The following is a 17142-nucleotide window of genomic DNA, read 5'->3' on the forward strand; positions in this document are numbered from 1 at the left end:
GTGCCGTCGTGCGCCGGGACCGGGTTGTGATCGCGGGGCGGTGACGATCGAGGCGGCGCTAGCACTCATCGCGGTCGTCGCCACCGTGGTGCTCTGTCTCGGGGCTTTGCTGGCGGCGTCGACCCAGGTCCGCTGTGTCGACGCCGCCCGCGAGGCGGCCCGCCTCGTCGCACGGGGCGATGAGGTGAACGCCCGTCCAGCGGCTGAGCGCATTGCGCCGCCGTCGGCCGACATCGTCCTCCGCACCGAGGGCACTCGTGCCGTAGCCGTGGTTTCCGCGCGAACCCCACTGCTTCCCCTGCTGACCCTCCGTGCCGAAGCGGTCGCGACTCTCGAACCCGGGGCTGCGAAGTGAAGCCGGCGCCCATGATCGGCCCCGCGCGAAGACCATTACGCACCGCCTGCGGGTCTCCGGCCGCAGGTACGGTGCCGACCGGCCGCCCTGGCATCTCGAGCGGAGGTACCGACCACGGACGTGGCGTGACGCAATCGGCCCTATCGGCTGCAATCGTGTCGGCTGCTGTGACCGATGCCGCCGGAGCGGGCCGTAGCGACCGGGCCGGGTGGCGTATGCGCTTTGCGCGCGGGCTCCGTGTGTCCGGCGAGGAGGGGGTGGCCACCGTCTTCGTGTGTATAGCGCTGGCCGCGCTGATCGGCGTGACGCTTCTGATCGCGCAGGTGGGCATCGTGGTGGTCGCACGGCATCGGGCGCAGGCGGCCGCTGATATGGCAGCGCTGGCCGCGGCGGGTGCGCTGGTCGACGGCGTCGACGCCGCATGCGCGGAGGCGGACGGCGTGGCTCGGCGGATGGGGACGCGAATCCGCGTCTGCGAGGCCGCGGAGTGGGACGTCACGGTCACCGTGGAAAGGAATGTACCAATAGGTCTGTATGGGGATCGCGTCGTTCGGACGAGTGCGCGCGCCGGACCGGTTGAAGAGTGACGGAGTTCGATACACGGCCGCGCTTGCGTCGCTTCTGGTAGCGGAAATCGGCAATTCTACTGGCTGGTTAAAAGGAGGCTCACTGAATTCCCCGCACGGACCGGGATATCAAAAACCGATGAATGCGCATGTCCGCAATGGAGGGGGTGGCAATAGTCTAGTTAACATGAATCCAATCCTTTTTATTCCGACGGGGTGAAGCGGCGCCATTCCACTAGTGGATCTCCCAGCTTGTCCAGCATGTGCGCTGGCAAGGTCGACAATTGGTCACATGTCCGGCTCTGTGCCGTCACGAATCGAGCGACGCGTGTTTCCCAGTGGTCAGCTCGGCCAGCACGGCGGTGAGCAGGCGTGCCGCTGCGGCCTTGTTCAGCGGGTGGTTCCCGTTGCCGCACTTAGGTGATTGGACGCAGGACGGGCAGCCGGCCGCGCAGCCGCACGACTCGATGGCCGACAGGGTCGCCGAAAGCCACTGTCGCAGTTGCGCGAATCCGCGTTCGGCGAACCCGGCTCCGCCGGCTTGGCCGTCGTAGACGAAGACGGTGGGCAGCCCGGTGTCCGGATGTTCCGCGGTGGAGACACCGCCGATGTCCCACCGGTCACAGGTCGCCACCAGGGGCAACAGGCCGATCGCCGCGTGCTCGGCCGCGTGCAGCGCTCCGGGAACGTCCTGGGGTTCTATACCGGCCAGCCCCAGCAACTCCGGTGTCACGGTGTACATGACGGCCCTGGTGGGCAACGTCTGCGGCGGCAGGTCGAGTTCGACCAGGTCGAGCACTTCCCCGGTGATCAGCGTGCGCAGGTAGCCGATCACTTGGCTGGTGACCCGCACCTGGGCCAGGCCGGTCGTCACGTGACCGTGCGCGCGGTGTTCGGTCACCGCGTCGACGGCGATCGAGGTCACCTGACGCGCGCTGGTGGTCCACCCTGGCTCGGCGGCGTGCACGAAAGCCACACCGTCCTCCATATCCAGCTCGTCGACCACGTAGGTCTCGCCCTGGTGCAGGTGAACGGCGCCCGGGTGCAACGTCGCCCGGGCCCGTCCCGCGTCGGCGGTGCCCAGCAGCCTGCCGGTCTCACCGTCCACGATGGCGACCGGAGCACCGATTCCGCCCCGGACGTCCACCGCGTCGTGCGGGTGCGTCTCCGCGGTCACGTACCAGCGTGCGCGTTCTTCGGTCCCGCGCCGCCTGATCAGCCCTTTCTCGGCCAACTCGGCCAGCACCGAGCGGGCGCCGAACTCATCCACTTCGGCGTCGGTGAGCGGCAGCTCCAGCGCGGCGCACAACAATTGCGGACCCAGCACGTAGGGATTGCGCGGATCGGTGATGGACGCCTCGACCGGTTGCTCCAGCAGTGCTTCGGGGTGGTGGACCAGGTAGGTGTCCAATGGGTCGTCCCGCGCCACGAGCAGCACCAGTGAACCCTGAGTGCGCCGTCCCGCCCGTCCTGCCTGCTGCCAGAACGACGCCACGGTTCCGGGAAAACCGGAAATGACCACGGCATCCAGGCCCGCGATGTCGACCCCGAGTTCCAACGCGCTGGTCGTCGCCGCGCCCAGCAGCGATCCATCCGAGAGAGCCGCTTCCAGATCGCGCCGATCCTCCGCGAGATATCCCGCTCGATAGGACGCCACGCGCCCTACCAGATCCGGATCCACCTCGGCCAACCACCTTTTGGCCTCCATCGCGGTCAGCTCGGCAGCCCGCCGGGAACGCACGAAGGTCAAGGTCCGCGCGCCTTCGGCCACCAGATCCGCCATGATCCGCGCCGACTCCGCGGTGGCGGGTCTGCGCACCGGCGCGCCGTTCTCGCCGGTCATCGCGGTGAGCAACGGTGGTTCCCAGAAGGCGACGGTCCGTGGCCCCTGCGGCGATCCGTCCCGGGTGACCGCGGTGCAGGGTGCACCGACCAGGCGCGACGCGGCGGTCGCCGGGTCGGCGGAGGTCGCCGAGCAGAGCACGAACACGGGATCGGCGCCGTATCTGGCGGCGATCCGCCGCAGCCTGCGCAGCACCAGCGCGACGTGCGACCCGAAAACACCGCGATAGGCGTGGCATTCGTCCACCACCACGTAGCGCAGCCTGCGCAGTACGCGCGCCCAGCGCTGATGCGATCGCAAGATGCCCAGGTGGAGCATGTCCGGATTGGTGAAGATCCAGCGCGCGTTGGCGCGTACCCACTGCCGGATCTCGGCCGGCGTATCGCCGTCGTAGGTGGCCGGATGGATATCGCGCAACGGGCCTTCATGGGTGAGCGCACCGATGGCACGCAGCTGATCAGCGCCGAGCGCTTTCGTCGGCGACAGATACAGCGCTGTCGCCTTCGGATCGCCTTGCAGCGCGGTGAGCACCGGAAGCTGGTACCCAAGCGACTTGCCGGACGCGGTGCCGGTACTCAGCACCACATGCTGCCCGTGGAACGCCCGATCCGCCGTCTCGACTTGATGGCTCCACGGCGCCTCGATGCCCGTGTCCCGCAACGCGGCAACCACTTCCGGCGACGCCCACGCGGGCCAGACGGAGTGGTCAGCGGCTCGCGCGGGGAGTTCGGCCACGTGGGTCAGGCGGTGGTCGCCTTCCGGCGCCCCGGTTAGGACACGATTCAGCAACGATGTCCCGTAGCTGAACTCGCTTCCCGGCCGTCCACGCAGCGCTGAGTCGGGTGGATTCACCGCCGGAACCCCGCAACACGCTCGGGAAGTGTGAAACGTGTGCGTCCCGGAACCGCTACCTGCCATTTCGATACCAAATAGCGACCTGGGTCACAGCTTCTTTGCCGAACGTCCACTCGGTTATCACCAGGCAAACGAACCCCGAGTCCGGATTCCGCCATTGTGTCCCTCACCTGCGCATTCGCAAGATCAACTTTTTTGCAAATTGTCGGTAACTCGACTGTTGAATTGCCCGAAGACATGGTTCACTAGTTCCTGGTCGCAAGCTTCTGTGTTCGAGGGACGGATCCAAAGTCCAAACCGTCAGCAGGATCGATGTTGCGAACGGTGTGCTTGGTGCTTTCCTGCAGGGGGAACCAACAGTACAGCGGTCGGAACGGACCCGGTGGACGAACCCAGTTGTCCGCCGTTCCGGTAAGAAAAGAGAAGGAACAGAATGGCACAGGGAACTGTGAAGTGGTTCAACGCGGAGAAGGGGTTCGGCTTCATCGCGCCGGAGGACGGCTCCGCTGACGTCTTCGTCCACTACTCCGAGATCCAGGGTTCGGGTTTCCGCACCCTCGAGGAGAACCAGAAGGTCGAGTTCGAGGTCGGCCAGGGCACCAAGGGCCCGCAGGCCACCGGAGTGCGTGCGCTCAGCTGAGCGGCGCAAGATCCACAGCTCGTCCCTCACCACCGGCAACGGGGTGAGGGACGAGCTATATCTGGGGTAGGCACGGCCCGCGTGAGCCGGCGGAACCGACCGCCGAGCATGCCGCGGCGCAGGTGTGGCGAAACGACAAGGCATACTGATTCGAACTGACGGGCGTACGCTCGGTGGTTCGAGTCGCAAGCACTCGACCACACGCGGCGTCACGGTATAAACGTGTCTGGTGCGACATTCAGCCGTCGCAGCCGCTCACCCCAAGCCGCGCACAGCGGAAATACGCAGCGCGGGTCGATCAGGAAAGGTGTATTCGCCGGTGGCAACACGAGACCGCGGTGCAGCCGACCAGGGCCGTCCCCTGCGTCGTCTCGTGATCGTCGAGTCCCCGACCAAGGCCCGCAAGATCGCGCCCTACCTGGGTCGCAACTACACGGTCGAGGCGTCGGTCGGTCATATCCGGGATCTGCCGCGCGGAGCGGCCGACGTCCCGGCCAAGTACAAGGGCCAGTCCTGGGCGCGCCTCGGCGTGGACGTGGACAACGACTTCGAACCCATCTACGTCGTGAGCCCGGACAAGAAGGCCAAGGTCACCGAGCTCAAGAGCCTGTTGAAGGACGCGGACGAGCTCTATTTGGCCACCGACCCCGACCGCGAGGGCGAGGCGATCGCCTGGCACCTGCTGGAAACGCTCAAACCCAAGGTGCCGGTCCGGCGGATGGTGTTCCACGAGATCACCGAACCCGCGATCCAGGCCGCCGCCGCGGACACCCGCGACCTCGACAACGATCTGGTGGACGCCCAGGAGACCCGCCGCATCCTGGACCGCCTCTACGGCTACGAGGTCAGCCCCGTCCTGTGGAAGAAGGTCATGCCCCGGCTGTCGGCGGGCCGCGTGCAGTCGGTGGCCACCCGGGTGATCGTCCAGCGCGAGCGCGAGCGGATGTCGTTCCGTTCGGCCGAGTACTGGGACATCGCCGCGAAGCTCGACGCGGGCAACGGCGAGGCGAGCGACGCGACCAATCCGAGGACCTTCGGCGCGCGTTTGGTCACTGTCGACGGCGCGCGGGTCGCCACCGGGCGCGACTTCGGATCGGACGGGCAGCTCAAGGCTGTCAACGGCGTCGTCGTGCTGGACGAAGGCTACGCGCGGCGGCTGGCCGAGGCGCTGGACGGCGCCGACCTGGTGGTCTCCTCCGCGGAGGCCAAGCCGTACACCCGTAAGCCCTATCCGCCGTTCATGACCTCGACGCTGCAGCAGGAGGCGGGGCGCAAATTGCGCTTCACCTCCGAGCGGACCATGCGGGTCGCTCAGCGACTGTACGAGAACGGCTACATCACCTATATGCGTACCGACTCGACGACCCTGTCGGAGTCGGCCATCGCGGCGGCGCGTGCGCAGGCGACCCAGCTCTACGGGTCGCAGTTCGTGCACCCGACCGCGCGGCAATACAACCGCAAGGTGAAGAACGCGCAGGAGGCGCACGAGGCGATCCGTCCGGCGGGCGACACGTTCGCCACGCCCGGCGAACTGCACGCGCGGTTGGACAACGACGAGTTCCGTCTCTACGAGCTCATCTGGCAGCGCACCGTCGCCTCCCAGATGGCCGACGCCAGGGGCACCACGCTGACGCTGCGCATCACGGGCGTCGCGGGCACCGGCGAGGAATGCGTGTTCTCCGCTTCCGGCCGCACCATCACGTTCCCCGGCTTCCTGAAGGCCTATGTGGAGAGCGTCGACGAGGAGGCGGGCGGGCAGTCCGACGACGCCGAGTCCAGGCTTCCCGCGCTGGAGGAAGGCCAGGCCGTCACCGCGGTCGAGTTGAATCCCGATGGGCACAGCACGAATCCGCCGGCGCGCTACACCGAGGCGTCGCTGATCAAGACGCTCGAAGAACTCGGCATCGGCCGTCCGTCGACGTATTCGTCGATCATCAAGACGATCCTCGACCGTGGTTACGTCTACAAGCGCGGCAGCGCGCTGGTGCCGTCGTGGGTCGCGTTCGCCGTGATCGGCCTGCTGGAGGAGCATTTCGGCCGGCTGGTCGATTTCGACTTCACCGCTGCCATGGAGGACGACCTCGACGCCATCGCCGGTGGACGCGAGCAGCGTGGAAACTGGTTGTCCAGCTTCTACTTCGGTGGCGATCACGGCGTGGAAGGGTCGGTCGCGCGCTCCGGCGGTCTGAAGAAGATGGTGGGGGAGCGGCTCGACGACATCGACGCGCGCGAGATCAACTCCATCAAGCTGTTCAACGACGACGCCGGGCGCGACGTCGTGGTCCGGGTGGGCAAGTACGGGCCGTACCTGGAGCGGATGGTCGCCGATCCCGATGACCCCGAAGGCAATTCGGTGTCCCAGCGGGCCAACCTCCCGGACGACCTGCCGCCGGACGAGCTCACCCCCGAGGTCGCCGAGAAGCTGTTCGCGACGCCGCAGGAGGGCCGTTCGCTCGGTGTGGATCCCGAGACGGGGCACGAGATCGTCGCCAAGGAAGGGCGTTTCGGCCCGTACGTCACCGAGATCCTGCCGGAACCGCAGGCAGAGGACGGGCAGGAACCGGCCAAGAAGACCGCGAAGAAGGCCGCGGCGCCCAAGCCGCGCACCGGTTCGCTGTTCAAGTCCATGGACCTGGCCACGATCACGCTCGACGACGCGCTGAAGCTGCTGTCGTTGCCGCGCGTGGTGGGCGCGGACCCGGACAGCGGCGAGGAGATCACCGCCCAGAACGGACGCTACGGGCCGTACCTGAAGAAGGGCACCGACTCCCGTTCGCTCAACACCGAGGACCAGATCTTCACCGTCACGCTGGAGGAGGCGCTGAAGATCTACGCCGAGCCCAAGCGTCGTGGGCGGCAGGCTTCCAGCGCGGCCCCGCTGCGGGAACTCGGCAACGACTCGGCCTCCGGCAAGCCGATGGTGATCAAGGACGGCCGCTTCGGCCCGTACGTCACCGACGGTGAGACCAACGCGACGCTCCGCAAGGGCGACGAGATCGAATCGATCACGCCGGAGCGGGCCATGGAGCTGCTCGCCGACCGGCGGGCGCGCGGACCGGTGAAGAAGACCGCGAAGAAGGCCGCGGCGAAGAAGGCGCCCGCGAAGAAGACCGCGGCCAAGAAGACCGCCGCCAAGAAGGCGACCACGACGAAGACGGTGGCCAAGAAGACCGCGGCACAGAAGACGGCCGCGAAGAAGACCGGCGTCGGGAAGTCGTGAGTTCTCGCTCGTGGCGACAGCCGTAGCCTGAGCGCCATGGCTACCGAACAAGAGCGCGAGGATCTGATCGCGATGCTCGCCGACCAGCGTGAGCTGTTCCGCATCACGCTGCGCGGCATCGATGACGAGCAGGCGCGGCGGCGGACCACGGTGAGTGAGTTGACCCTCGGCGGGTTGCTGCACCACCTGGTCAGCTGCGAACGGCACTGGACGACGGTGATCGTGCGGCGGGACGAGAACGCCGAACTGGACGTCTCGAAGTTCGGCGGCGAGTACGTCATGGCGGCCGAGGAGACCGTGGCGGGCCTGTTGGCCACCTGGGACGAGGTGGCCGCGGCGACAGCGGAGCTGATCCGAACGGTGGACAGTCTCGACGTCTCGATACCGACTCCGACGTCGCCGTGGGTGCCGGAGCGGATCTGGCAGTCGGTCCGCTACACGGTGCTGCACATCCTGCGGGAGATCGCGCATCACTCCGGGCACGCCGACATCATCCGCGAGGCGCTGGACGGGGCTAACAGCACACAGCAGCGCGCCTCCTGACTCGAACAGGGCTGTCGAGCGGGCGCAATGGCGCTCGCCGAACGGTCGGGAGATCTCGGCGATGGTCGAAGGATTCTCCAGCGCATCGCCGAGCGCGGAAACTCTTCGAGCAGGCGCGAGCGCCCTGGCTGGTCCGGGCGACGAGACGTGCCGGTCCAGCGCGTCCGTGGACGCGATCCGGGGAGTCGGCTCGCTGGTCAGGAACCAGCAGGACTGCTGCGGGCCGTACGGGGTGTTCGACGGAGTACGCACGTCGCAGTTGCGGCGAGGGTGGTCCGGCATCGGCCCGAACTGTCGGGAGGTGCCGATAGGGTGTACGCCGTGGCGGGAGTCTTCGATCGGTTGGTCGGCCAGGAGGCGGTCGAGTCCGAGCTGACGGCTGCCGCCGTCGCGGCGCGCGGGGGCGCGGTCGAGGGCGCGATGACGCATTCCTGGTTGTTCACCGGCCCGCCGGGGTCGGGCAGATCCGTCGCGGCGCTGTGTTTCGCGGCGGCGTTGCAGTGCACCGACCCGGGGACGCCCGGGTGCGGCAGGTGTCACGCCTGCACCACGACCATGGCGGGCACACATGGCGACGTTCGCCGCGTGGTGCCCGAGGGGCTGAGCATCAGTACCAAGGAGATGCGCGAGATCGTGCAGGTGGCCTCACGCAGGCCGAGCACCGGCCGCTGGCAGGTGGTGGTCATCGAGGACGCCGATCGGTTGACCGAGGCGGCAGGAAACGTGCTGCTCAAGGTCGTCGAGGAGCCGCCGGACCGGACGGTGTTCCTGCTCTGCGCGCCCTCGGTCGATCCCGAGGACATCTCGATCACGTTGCGCTCCCGCTGCAGGCACGTGCACCTGGTGACGCCGTCGGTGCCCGCCATCGCGCGGGTGCTGCGCGAGCGCGACGACCTCGACGAAAAGACCGCGACCTGGGCCGCCTCCATCAGCGGCGGCCATGTCGGCCGGGCCCGCAGGCTCGCCACCGACGCGGAGGCGCGCGCCCGCCGCCAGCGCGCTCTGGCCTTGGTCGCCGCGGTCGGGAAGCCCGGCGCGGCCTACGCCGCCGCCGACGAGCTGGTGCGCGCGGCCGACGACGAGGCCAAGCAGATGAGCGCGGCCCGCGACGAACGCGAGCGCGAGGAACTCGCGACCGCGCTGGGCGCGGGCGGCACCGGCAAAGGCGCGGCGAGCGCGACCCGCGGCTCCGCCGGCGTGCTGAAGGACCTGGAGCGGCGGCAGAAGTCCCGCGCGACCCGCACCGGCCGCGATGCCCTCGACCGCGCCCTGATCGACGTGGCGGGCGTCTACCGGGACGCACTGGCCGTCCGCTTCGGCGCCACCAGGCTGGGCTCCGGCGTCGCCCTCACCCACCCCGACCTGTCCGACGAGATTCACGATCTGGCCGACCGCATGCGACCCGAGGGCCTGCTGCAGTCCATCGAAGCCGTTCTCGCCTGCCGCACGGCGCTCGACCTGAACGTCAAACCCCGTTTCGCCCTCGCCGCCATGGCCGCCGCCCTCATCGCGGCCCGCGCGCAGTGACCGTGACCACCCGTTTTCGCGATCGGGCCGTGAGACGATAGACTGCCCTGGCCGAAAGGCACGCCGCCTTAGCTCAGTCGGTAGAGCGCTTCACTCGTAATGAAAAGGTCGGGGGTTCGATTCCCCCAGGCGGCTCCATCTACCAGCGGAAACTCAGATGTTTGCGGGCCGTAATCAGGCCCGATGACACGGAAACGACACGGTTTAGCTTGCGTGGCGGTCCAGGATCGCCGTGAAGTCGGGCGCTTCGTGCGGCTTGTCGATGTAGTGCTTACGGGCCGTCGCGCCGTCGTCGGCGTGGCCCAGCTGGCTTGCTGCTCCCTCTGCGCTGTGCTCGTTCGCAATGAGTGTCGCAACCGACTTCCGGAACGTCTTCGGCGTGACCCAAGCGAAGTTGGTCCCGCGCGCTTCGCGCCAGGTGCGCCGGAAGTTGTGCGGGTCGTAGATGTCGCCGTTCCGGTTCGGGAACACCAGATCGAGCTTGTTCGGCGTCGCATCGAGCTTGCGGCGCATGAGTGTGTCCACAGCGAACTTCGGCAGTGCGATGGACCGGTATCCGGCATCCGTCTTGGTCCACTCCTGACGGATAAGCCCTTTGCCTTCTCCTGTGCCCTTCAGGCGGATGATCGTGCCGCAAATCGTCACCCGAGGAACCTCAGCGGCAAGATCCAGATCGCACCACCGAATCGCGAGCACTTCGCCAGGGCGCACGCCAGTGCCGAGAAGTACGTCCGCGATATCGAGGATCATCCGGGAGCGCTTCGGGCCGGACACGTACGCCGGGGTGCCGTCGATCTTGGCACCGGACTGCCACAGTCTCAGCTGTTCACGCAGTGCCGTCAACGTGTCGATGTCGGCTGCGCGCGGCTTCTCGCGCTTCTGATGGATGCGTGCGACTTCTCGGACCGGGTTCTGGGTGATGGCGTCGTGCCGGACAGCGAGCCCCATCATGCCGGACAGGATGACGCGATGAATGCGCGCCTTCCATGCACCGACCTCAGCGACCTTCTTCAGGTGACGATCCAGTCGTGAGGTGGTGGCCTCCCTGACTCGCACGCCTCCCAGGGCGGACTTGATTTTGATGGTGTCCTTCTTCGCGCGCTTGTCGGTGGAGATGTCGATCTCGTCGCGGTACAGCTCGATCGTCTGCGGCGTGGTTCGTTTCTCGTATTCGAGTTCTTTCAGCCACAGGTCCGCCAACTCCGCAAGCTTGGTCTCGCGGGTAATGGCCTTGTCCTGTCCAGGGTTACGGTCCTTGAGCTTGTCCTTAAGGTTGCCCTCCGCCTTGGCCTTGGTCGGCCCGAAGGCTTGGACTGTTCGGGTTTCGCCGTCGTCATCGCGGTAGCGGGTCGTCGCGCGCCAACTTCCGTTGGGCTGCTGCTTGCAGCTGATCTTGCCGTAGGTGCCGATGGCGAGTGCCTGTCTGGGCACGGTTGTTCTCCTTGCTGGATTCTTTTGTAGGTCAATCAGTTTGGCGTTCCAGGCCGTCTATCAAGTTGTCGCCGGATGTGTGACCGAACTTGACGTTGGGAAAGTGCTTGGTGAACAGTTCTGCGGCTGCGCCGACAATCAACTTGTCGTAGACGTCTGTGAGCGAGTCCTCTTCTAGGGCGTCGGCAACGGCGCTGCCTGACGGTATGGGGTAGTACGGCGGGACTATCCAGGGCTTGCCTCCTTCGTCATGTTTGATGGCTTCGCGGTAGGCGGCTTCGGCGCGGGCGCGGGCTTTGCGTACGGCTGCTTCGTGTACGCCGAGGTCTATGAGTAGACGCAGTGCGTCCCGACCGCCTTGATTTACTGCTGCTGCGCTGGCTGGGTCGATGCTCCACACGGTGTCTTGCAAGATGTCGAGGAAGCGCACCGGGGACGTGCCCACGGTGTAGGGGCCTTGCCGTCCTAGCGACAGTTCTACGCAGAATTGAATGATGTCGGCTTGGCGTTCGGCACGATTCCGGCCGCGTGTGGCTAATTCGAGTCTGGTTTCGGCTTCCCGGATCGCGGCTTCGTGCTCCGCCAGTTCGCGACGGACCTTGCGCGCCAGGTAGACGAATCCGCCTCCGTCCGGGGCAAGTTCGGTGGCGTCGATGTTCAGAGCTGCGGCGACTTCCAGCGCTTCGGTGAATCGCATTGCTCGTTGACCGGTCTCGACGCGCGACAGGGTCCCCTGCGACCAGTTGACACCAGCAGCGCGCAGCCTCTCTGACATCTGCTCCTGACTCAGGCCAAGCCTGATGCGGAGGACTTCCAGGCGTTTGCCAACCGCGCGGTCAGCATCCATGTCAATGTGTCCTTTCTCACTATATTTCGGGCCACTCTGCGGGCGACCAGGCATTATGCAGTTTTGCGGCAATCTGGCCGTCAATCTAGTGTGTACTATGATCATCGATGAAAGCAAATGGGCTTCATCGAGAATTGCGATTGGAGGCGAGATGGGGACATCTGCGCTGATCAACGGGGATGACTGGCTCACGCGCGAAGAACTGGCAGCACGGCTGAAGGTGCCCGTTAAGACGCTGGCGGCTTGGGCGGCACGGTCGCCGCAGAAGGGGCCGCGCTACGCACAGATCGGACGCTACTGCCGCTATCGGCTCTCGGATGTGATCGCGTGGGAAAACGCGCAGTTCGAAGGCGGCAGCGCTTCGAATGCTGCCTAGAAAAGGAGAAGCCCCGGCAAGTGCTGCAACACGAACCGGGGCACGAAACACCCGACTACCAGGAAGGATGTTCCAGTTCCAGTGACCGACTCTACAGCAACCCACAGCACACCCGATGAGGTCGGGGCGCACGTGGATCACGCGTTGGCGTACGCGCGTGCGGGGCTGGCGGTGTTGCCGTTGGCCCCACGGGGCAAGGTTCCCGTGACCGAGCACGGCAAGGACGACGCGAGTACCGACCCTGAACAGATCCGTGCGTGGTGGGCGCGGACCCCGTTCTACAACGTCGGTGTTCGCCCGCCCGCCGGGGTCGTCGTGCTCGATGTGGACCCGCGTTCGGGTGGCAGTGTCGAAGCGTTAGGGGAGACTCCGGAAACCTGGACGGCTGCGACGGGCGGTGGCGGCTGCCACTTGTGGTTCCGCTGCGGCGGCAAGGTGCGCGGCAAGCTCGAAGGCGCGCGAGGTGTCGACATCAAGGCCGCAACCGGCTATGTCGTGGCCCCTCCGAGCGTGCACCCGAGCGGTAGCCGGTACCGGTGGGCCAATCGTGCGCGTATCGCGCCGTTGCCGGCGCATCTGCGCGGTCGGGTGTGCGTGCCCGTGGTTCTGCCCTTCCGCTCGTACCAGCGTCATGGTGGCTCGGGTGAGGGGCTGGTCCGGATCGTTCGGCAGGCTGCGCCGGGGCAGCGCAACAACATCCTGTTCTGGGCCGCCTGCCGCGCCTACGCCGAAGGTGGCGATCCTGCCGTGCTGGAAGCACTCGCGACCACGGCAGAGGAGATCGGGTTGTCCCGCCACGAGGTCGACCAGACGATGCGGTCAGCGCAGCGGGGTGCGGCGTGACGGTGCTGGTGGACTACACGAACGCGGTGGTGGATTCGGCCGACGCGCCGGAAGCGGATTTCTGGCAGGCACGTCCAGTGCTGACCCATGTGCGGGACTTCGCGCGTGCTCGGATGTGTGGGCCGTGGTCGACGTTGGGTGTGGTGCTGGCGCGTGCTGTCGCGTCGGTGCCGCCGCATGTGCTGTTGCCCGCGACGGTCGGAGGTCCGACGTCGCTGAACATGTTCGTGGCCCTGGTCGGCCCCTCGGGTGCGGGCAAAGGAGCGAGTGAATCCGCGGCCCGCGATGCGGTGGTGTTCCTGGACCACTGGGACAAGCCGATCGACATTCCAGTGTTGCCGCTGGGTTCGGGTGAGGGCATCTCTCGGACGTTCCGGCCCGCAGGCACCCCGGACGACGCGGGCAACGAGGTTGAACGGGTGTTGTTCGCTGTGCCCGAGATCGACACGCTTGCCTCGCTTCTCGGTCGACAGGGTGCGACGGTGGAAGGCGAACTCCGCAAGCTCTACAGCGGGGAACAGCTCGGCTTCACGAACGCGCAGAAGGCAACCCGGTCGGTCGTGGCAGCGCATTCGTATCGGGCCGCGCTCACAGTCGGGGTGCAACCGTTGCGGGCTGAGACGTTGTTCGCGGGTGCCGATGGTGGCACCACACAGCGGTTCGTGTGGCTGGATGTCCGCGACCCTGACGCACCCGACATCACCCCGGTCGCGCCGGAGCCCTGGACGGTTCGTAGTCCCGCGTGGCAGCCCTGCGAACTCGCCATACCGAAGCGGGCGCACGCCGCGATTCGTCGTCATCGACTGGCGCAGTTGCGTGGTGAGAACGTCGATCCGCTCAACGGTCACGCACTGCTGTGCAGGCTCAAGGTTGCGGCGGCGCTGATGATCTTGGACGGGCGCAGCGTCGTCAGCGATGAAGACTGGACACTGGCCGGAGATGTGATGGTGTTCTCCGACCAGACCCGCACCGCCACGCAGCGGGCGTTGAACGAACGGTTTACGCACGCGAATCGGGCCAAAGGGATCGCGTCGGTGGAACGGGAGGAAGCCGAACATGACCACCGGCGCGGCAAGGCGCGTGACGCAGCGTTGACCGTCCTGCGCGGGAAGAATGGCCCCGAGTTGACCGGATCGGATATCCGCAGACGTGTGAACAACATGCACCGCCCGGTCCTCGAAGACGCGCTGAACGACCTGGTGGACGCGGGCCTCCTCATCGCCACCGACGCTCACGGTGGCATCCGCTACCGGTTGACCGAAGCCGGGTAGCCCGTACACGGTGTACCGGATGTACACCCCTCGAAACTGGAATCTACCAGCGAGAACGAGGGGTGTACCGGCCGTACGCGGTGTACGCGCGCCCGATGAACCAACGAGCCCTGCCACCTTCCTCGAACGAAGGGGCGGGGTCTTCCGTCGGTCTAGAAATAGTCTTTGAGCATCTCGGTGGACCATGGAGCTTGCCGGACATCTCCACGTGGGCCGAACTCGGCAAACCACGGCTTGATGTCCAGCACGGGAGTGCCGTCTACGGCGTCCAGTTCGGCTACGTGCAGGTCCAAGCCCTCGACACGGAGCAGTCGAGTACGGGATACCCCGAGCCAGTTGAGGCGTCGCATGTTCCGATGCCCGAAGATGCCGACCTTCGGCCATGCGGGGTTGTCGCGTGCACTGCGCGCGCCGAAGTGCAAATCGGTTTGGTCGGTCAAGTGGAACCGGAACACGATTTCGAGGTGGCTGAACGCGTCCAAGCCTTGCACGGACTCTTCGGTGAACCGGGGATCATCTATACGGATGATTGCCTGGGTACCACCCCAGTGATCGTCTGTAGGTTCGCGACGGCCACCCACCACATGGGCAATCGGCACTACTTCAAACACTTCGTCTGCCATTCGACCTGGTACTACTTCCCGTTGGCGGCTAGGTAGTCTGCGGCCCGTTCATCGATCTCGCTCGCAGCTGCGATGTGCCGATAAGGTGCCACGGTTGCGCGTATGTCACGAGCAACTTTCCTGGTGCGCCCTGACTGGACACCGTCCATGGTGTCGAGTGCCGATGTCCAGGTAGCGCACGCCTGTTCGAGTTCACCGCTGTGGGCCTGCACGGTGCCGAGGTAGCCGAGCGTTACCGCGTGAGTCCGGGTGAATGCCGTGGCCTGGCGTTTGCGGACACTGAGCTGGAATTGGTCGGCTGCCCCTGCGAGGTCGCCCGCGTCCCGCAACGCGCAAGCGGTTTCGTGGGCAAGGCTTGCTTCGGAGAAGAAGAACACCCGAGTGGGTTCGTGATCCGCGGCGGAAGCGGCCGCAAGGTCCTGTTCGGCCTGGAGAAGGGCTTTCGCTGACTCGGCGGTCCGACCGGCCGCGCTCAATGCCTTGGCGTGGACAACCTTCAGTAGCGCCCGCTCCCGTGGGCAAGCGGTTCGGTAGCGGTTGCCGTTGACCGAGGCTTCGGCGAGTTGTAGCCCTTGTTCGAGGTGCCCGAGGTCGACGGCTTGGTGTGCCATGGCGCGCAGTACGTGACCGGCCAATGGGTCGTCATCTGCTTCGGCGGCAAGCTGGGTCGATGTGGCGAAGTAGCGCTGCGCGGCGGCGTGTTCGTCGTTGTCGAACGCCATCCAGCCGACCAGGTATGCCATTTCGGCTGCCGCTGCGAACATGTCACGCCGGACAATCTCGCTGGCAAAAGAGCTCTTCAGGTAGCTGGTTACCTCGTTGGTCAGGTATTGAACGACGGCGGTCCGTCCATGTCCGCCGCCAAGTCGCTGATCAATCTGCGAGAACACGAGCATTACGTCTCGCACGGCGGCTACGTCGGCTTTCCCCACGTGTCGAACGCCGGTTTCGCTGTGTGGCACGCCAGACGCCGCCGGGTCGAGCCAGCTCGGGAGCAGGACGGACGCGGTGAGTGCTGTGGAGTATCCAACACGTAGGAAAGAGCGGCGTTCCACGTCAGCCTTTCCGAGGTTGAGCAAGGTCACTACCGGGTCTTGGATGCGACCAAAACGCTTTTCATACCACGCTATGACATCTGGCGTCGGCGTGCGCTGTCCGGTCTCGTAGTAGGCAAGTATCGACTTGCTGTAGTGGATCTGGGTAGCCAGTGCAGCCAGGGACACTCCAGCGGCTTCGCGGGCCGCTCGAAGCTGCGCACCGACGATCGCGGCGTGACTGTCCATACCGCCGAATCTAGCTGGTTCCGGACGCGTATTAGCTGGTTGTGGATGCGTTGTGGACACCAATCCGTATTTGTCGGCTCATCTTCCATGGTCATCTGAATGTGCGCCCGGCAGGGAGCGCGGAACCGCAGACACCGCAAGACATCCCGCCCTCGGGTACCGATCAGGGGGTTGTCGAGGACTGGGCGCACCCTAAGCCTTTCCGATACGAGTAGAGGTCTTCATGGGCCACATAGCGTTTGGGGACACCCCGGTGTCCCGATGTCACTTCTACCGGCGTGTGTGCGATCTGCCTGCGGTGATCGACCCGCCCGAGCTGGGACGCATCATCATGCGCTCGTCGCACGTGGGGGCACTGACCATGCCTGCGCCCTTGGGTCGCGCTGTCAGAGACGTGATGCGGCGGCGTAGAGACGCGTTAGGGCCGATCGTGGCGCATCCTCGCTCGAACAGGTGGACGTATCTGATCAGACCCGATCTACCTGAGGACACGAAGCTATTCGCGGAGCTGTTCCGCATCAACGTGTCGATTGTCCGGGAGGGCGGAACGGTCGCGTTGCCCTCGCCAACGGCGGAGTCCGGCGCGGTGCGGCATTGGATCGAGACACCCCGAGATAGGTTCCGTCCGTCTGGAATGGTTGTGGTCGAGTGCATCCGTGCCTGTGGCGGTCCAGATAGGCGTTGGGCGGTCGCTCATGTCTGACCGCACGCTTCCGCTCTCGCAGTGCCGATGGTGGAAGACAGCAGACGGCGCACCCAACGGGCAGCGTGGTTTCGTGACGCATGTCAGATGCCCGGACAGCCGACATTGCCTGCGCCTGGTCCCGCTAGTCGACGGGACGGTCGGGGAGCACGACCGCAACATCCCCGGTGAGTGCCCTTGGATCGGGTTCCGTGTCGTTGATGACCGGGGGGAAGC

14 protein-coding genes and 1 tRNA gene are annotated in these 17142 nt (G+C 66.2%); 10 read left to right on the forward strand and 5 right to left on the reverse strand.

Annotated features, from left to right (window positions below; all coding sequences use genetic code 11):
• Nucleotides 1-40 precede the first annotated feature (40 nt).
• Together QMG86_RS00065 and QMG86_RS00070 are read left to right on the forward strand one after the other, a co-directional pair.
• Complete coding sequence (locus QMG86_RS00065) at nucleotides 41-355, forward strand: TadE family type IV pilus minor pilin (protein ID WP_281876919.1); 315 nt, start codon at nucleotides 41-43, stop codon at nucleotides 353-355.
• A gap of 125 nt (nucleotides 356-480) precedes the next feature.
• Complete coding sequence (locus tag QMG86_RS00070) at nucleotides 481-942, forward strand: Rv3654c family TadE-like protein (protein ID WP_350356360.1); 462 nt, start codon at nucleotides 481-483, stop codon at nucleotides 940-942.
• A gap of 289 nt (nucleotides 943-1231) precedes the next feature.
• On the opposite strand, the gene QMG86_RS00075 is transcribed toward QMG86_RS00070, so the two are convergent.
• On the reverse strand, nucleotides 1232-3553 hold the full coding sequence (locus tag QMG86_RS00075) for a DEAD/DEAH box helicase (RefSeq protein WP_281876920.1): 2322 nt from the start codon (nucleotides 3551-3553) through the stop codon (nucleotides 1232-1234).
• 499 nt (nucleotides 3554-4052) lie between these two features.
• Here QMG86_RS00075 and QMG86_RS00080 point away from each other — a divergent pair, with 499 nt between their 5' ends.
• The 5 genes from QMG86_RS00080 to QMG86_RS00100 all read left to right on the forward strand — a co-directional run bounded on the left by QMG86_RS00080 (nucleotide 4053) and on the right by QMG86_RS00100 (nucleotide 9687).
• Nucleotides 4053-4259 (forward strand): cold-shock protein, encoded by a 207-nt coding sequence (locus QMG86_RS00080; protein ID WP_011206895.1) that lies wholly within the window; start codon nucleotides 4053-4055, stop codon nucleotides 4257-4259.
• A 373-nt stretch (nucleotides 4260-4632) separates the two neighbouring features.
• The gene (topA, locus tag QMG86_RS00085) at nucleotides 4633-7479 is read left to right on the forward strand and encodes a type I DNA topoisomerase (protein ID WP_281881283.1); all 2847 of its coding nucleotides are present in this window, start codon (nucleotides 4633-4635) and stop codon (nucleotides 7477-7479) included.
• 36 nt (nucleotides 7480-7515) lie between these two features.
• Nucleotides 7516-8022, forward strand: coding sequence for a mycothiol transferase (locus tag QMG86_RS00090; protein ID WP_281876921.1), 507 nt, complete (start codon nucleotides 7516-7518; stop codon nucleotides 8020-8022).
• Between the two features lie 321 nt (nucleotides 8023-8343).
• Entirely contained in the window at nucleotides 8344-9549 is a 1206-nt protein-coding gene (locus QMG86_RS00095) for a DNA polymerase III subunit delta' (RefSeq protein WP_281876922.1), read from the forward strand.
• A 62-nt stretch (nucleotides 9550-9611) separates the two neighbouring features.
• A tRNA-Thr gene (locus QMG86_RS00100) sits at nucleotides 9612-9687 on the forward strand.
• A gap of 66 nt (nucleotides 9688-9753) precedes the next feature.
• Here QMG86_RS00100 and QMG86_RS00105 read toward each other — a convergent pair.
• Nucleotides 9754-10980: a tyrosine-type recombinase/integrase gene (locus QMG86_RS00105; protein ID WP_281876923.1), complete on the reverse strand. Its 1227-nt coding sequence runs from the start codon at nucleotides 10978-10980 to the stop codon at nucleotides 9754-9756.
• Between the two features lie 31 nt (nucleotides 10981-11011).
• Nucleotides 11012-11827 (reverse strand): helix-turn-helix domain-containing protein, encoded by an 816-nt coding sequence (locus QMG86_RS00110; protein ID WP_281876925.1) that lies wholly within the window; start codon nucleotides 11825-11827, stop codon nucleotides 11012-11014.
• A 97-nt stretch (nucleotides 11828-11924) separates the two neighbouring features.
• Between QMG86_RS00110 and QMG86_RS00115 the strand changes: the two genes are divergently transcribed.
• The 3 genes from QMG86_RS00115 to QMG86_RS00125 all read left to right on the forward strand — a co-directional run bounded on the left by QMG86_RS00115 (nucleotide 11925) and on the right by QMG86_RS00125 (nucleotide 14317).
• Nucleotides 11925-12203 (forward strand): helix-turn-helix transcriptional regulator, encoded by a 279-nt coding sequence (locus QMG86_RS00115; protein WP_281876927.1) that lies wholly within the window; start codon nucleotides 11925-11927, stop codon nucleotides 12201-12203.
• Between the two features lie 171 nt (nucleotides 12204-12374).
• The gene (locus QMG86_RS00120) at nucleotides 12375-13046 is read left to right on the forward strand and encodes a bifunctional DNA primase/polymerase (protein WP_281881285.1); all 672 of its coding nucleotides are present in this window, start codon (nucleotides 12375-12377) and stop codon (nucleotides 13044-13046) included.
• On the forward strand, nucleotides 13043-14317 hold the full coding sequence (locus tag QMG86_RS00125; RefSeq protein ID WP_281876928.1) for a hypothetical protein: 1275 nt from the start codon (nucleotides 13043-13045) through the stop codon (nucleotides 14315-14317). The genes QMG86_RS00120 and QMG86_RS00125 overlap by 4 nt, the downstream gene beginning before the upstream one ends.
• A 152-nt stretch (nucleotides 14318-14469) precedes the next feature.
• On the opposite strand, the gene QMG86_RS00130 is transcribed toward QMG86_RS00125, so the two are convergent.
• Nucleotides 14470-14940 (reverse strand): SAM-dependent methyltransferase, encoded by a 471-nt coding sequence (locus QMG86_RS00130; RefSeq protein ID WP_281876929.1) that lies wholly within the window; start codon nucleotides 14938-14940, stop codon nucleotides 14470-14472.
• Between the two features lie 11 nt (nucleotides 14941-14951).
• Complete coding sequence (locus QMG86_RS00135) at nucleotides 14952-16223, reverse strand: helix-turn-helix domain-containing protein (RefSeq protein ID WP_281876931.1); 1272 nt, start codon at nucleotides 16221-16223, stop codon at nucleotides 14952-14954.
• Between the last annotated feature and the right edge of the window lie 919 nt (nucleotides 16224-17142).

The sequence above is a fragment of the Nocardia sputorum genome (assembly GCF_027924405.1).
Lineage (GTDB): Bacteria > Actinomycetota > Actinomycetes > Mycobacteriales > Mycobacteriaceae > Nocardia > Nocardia sputorum.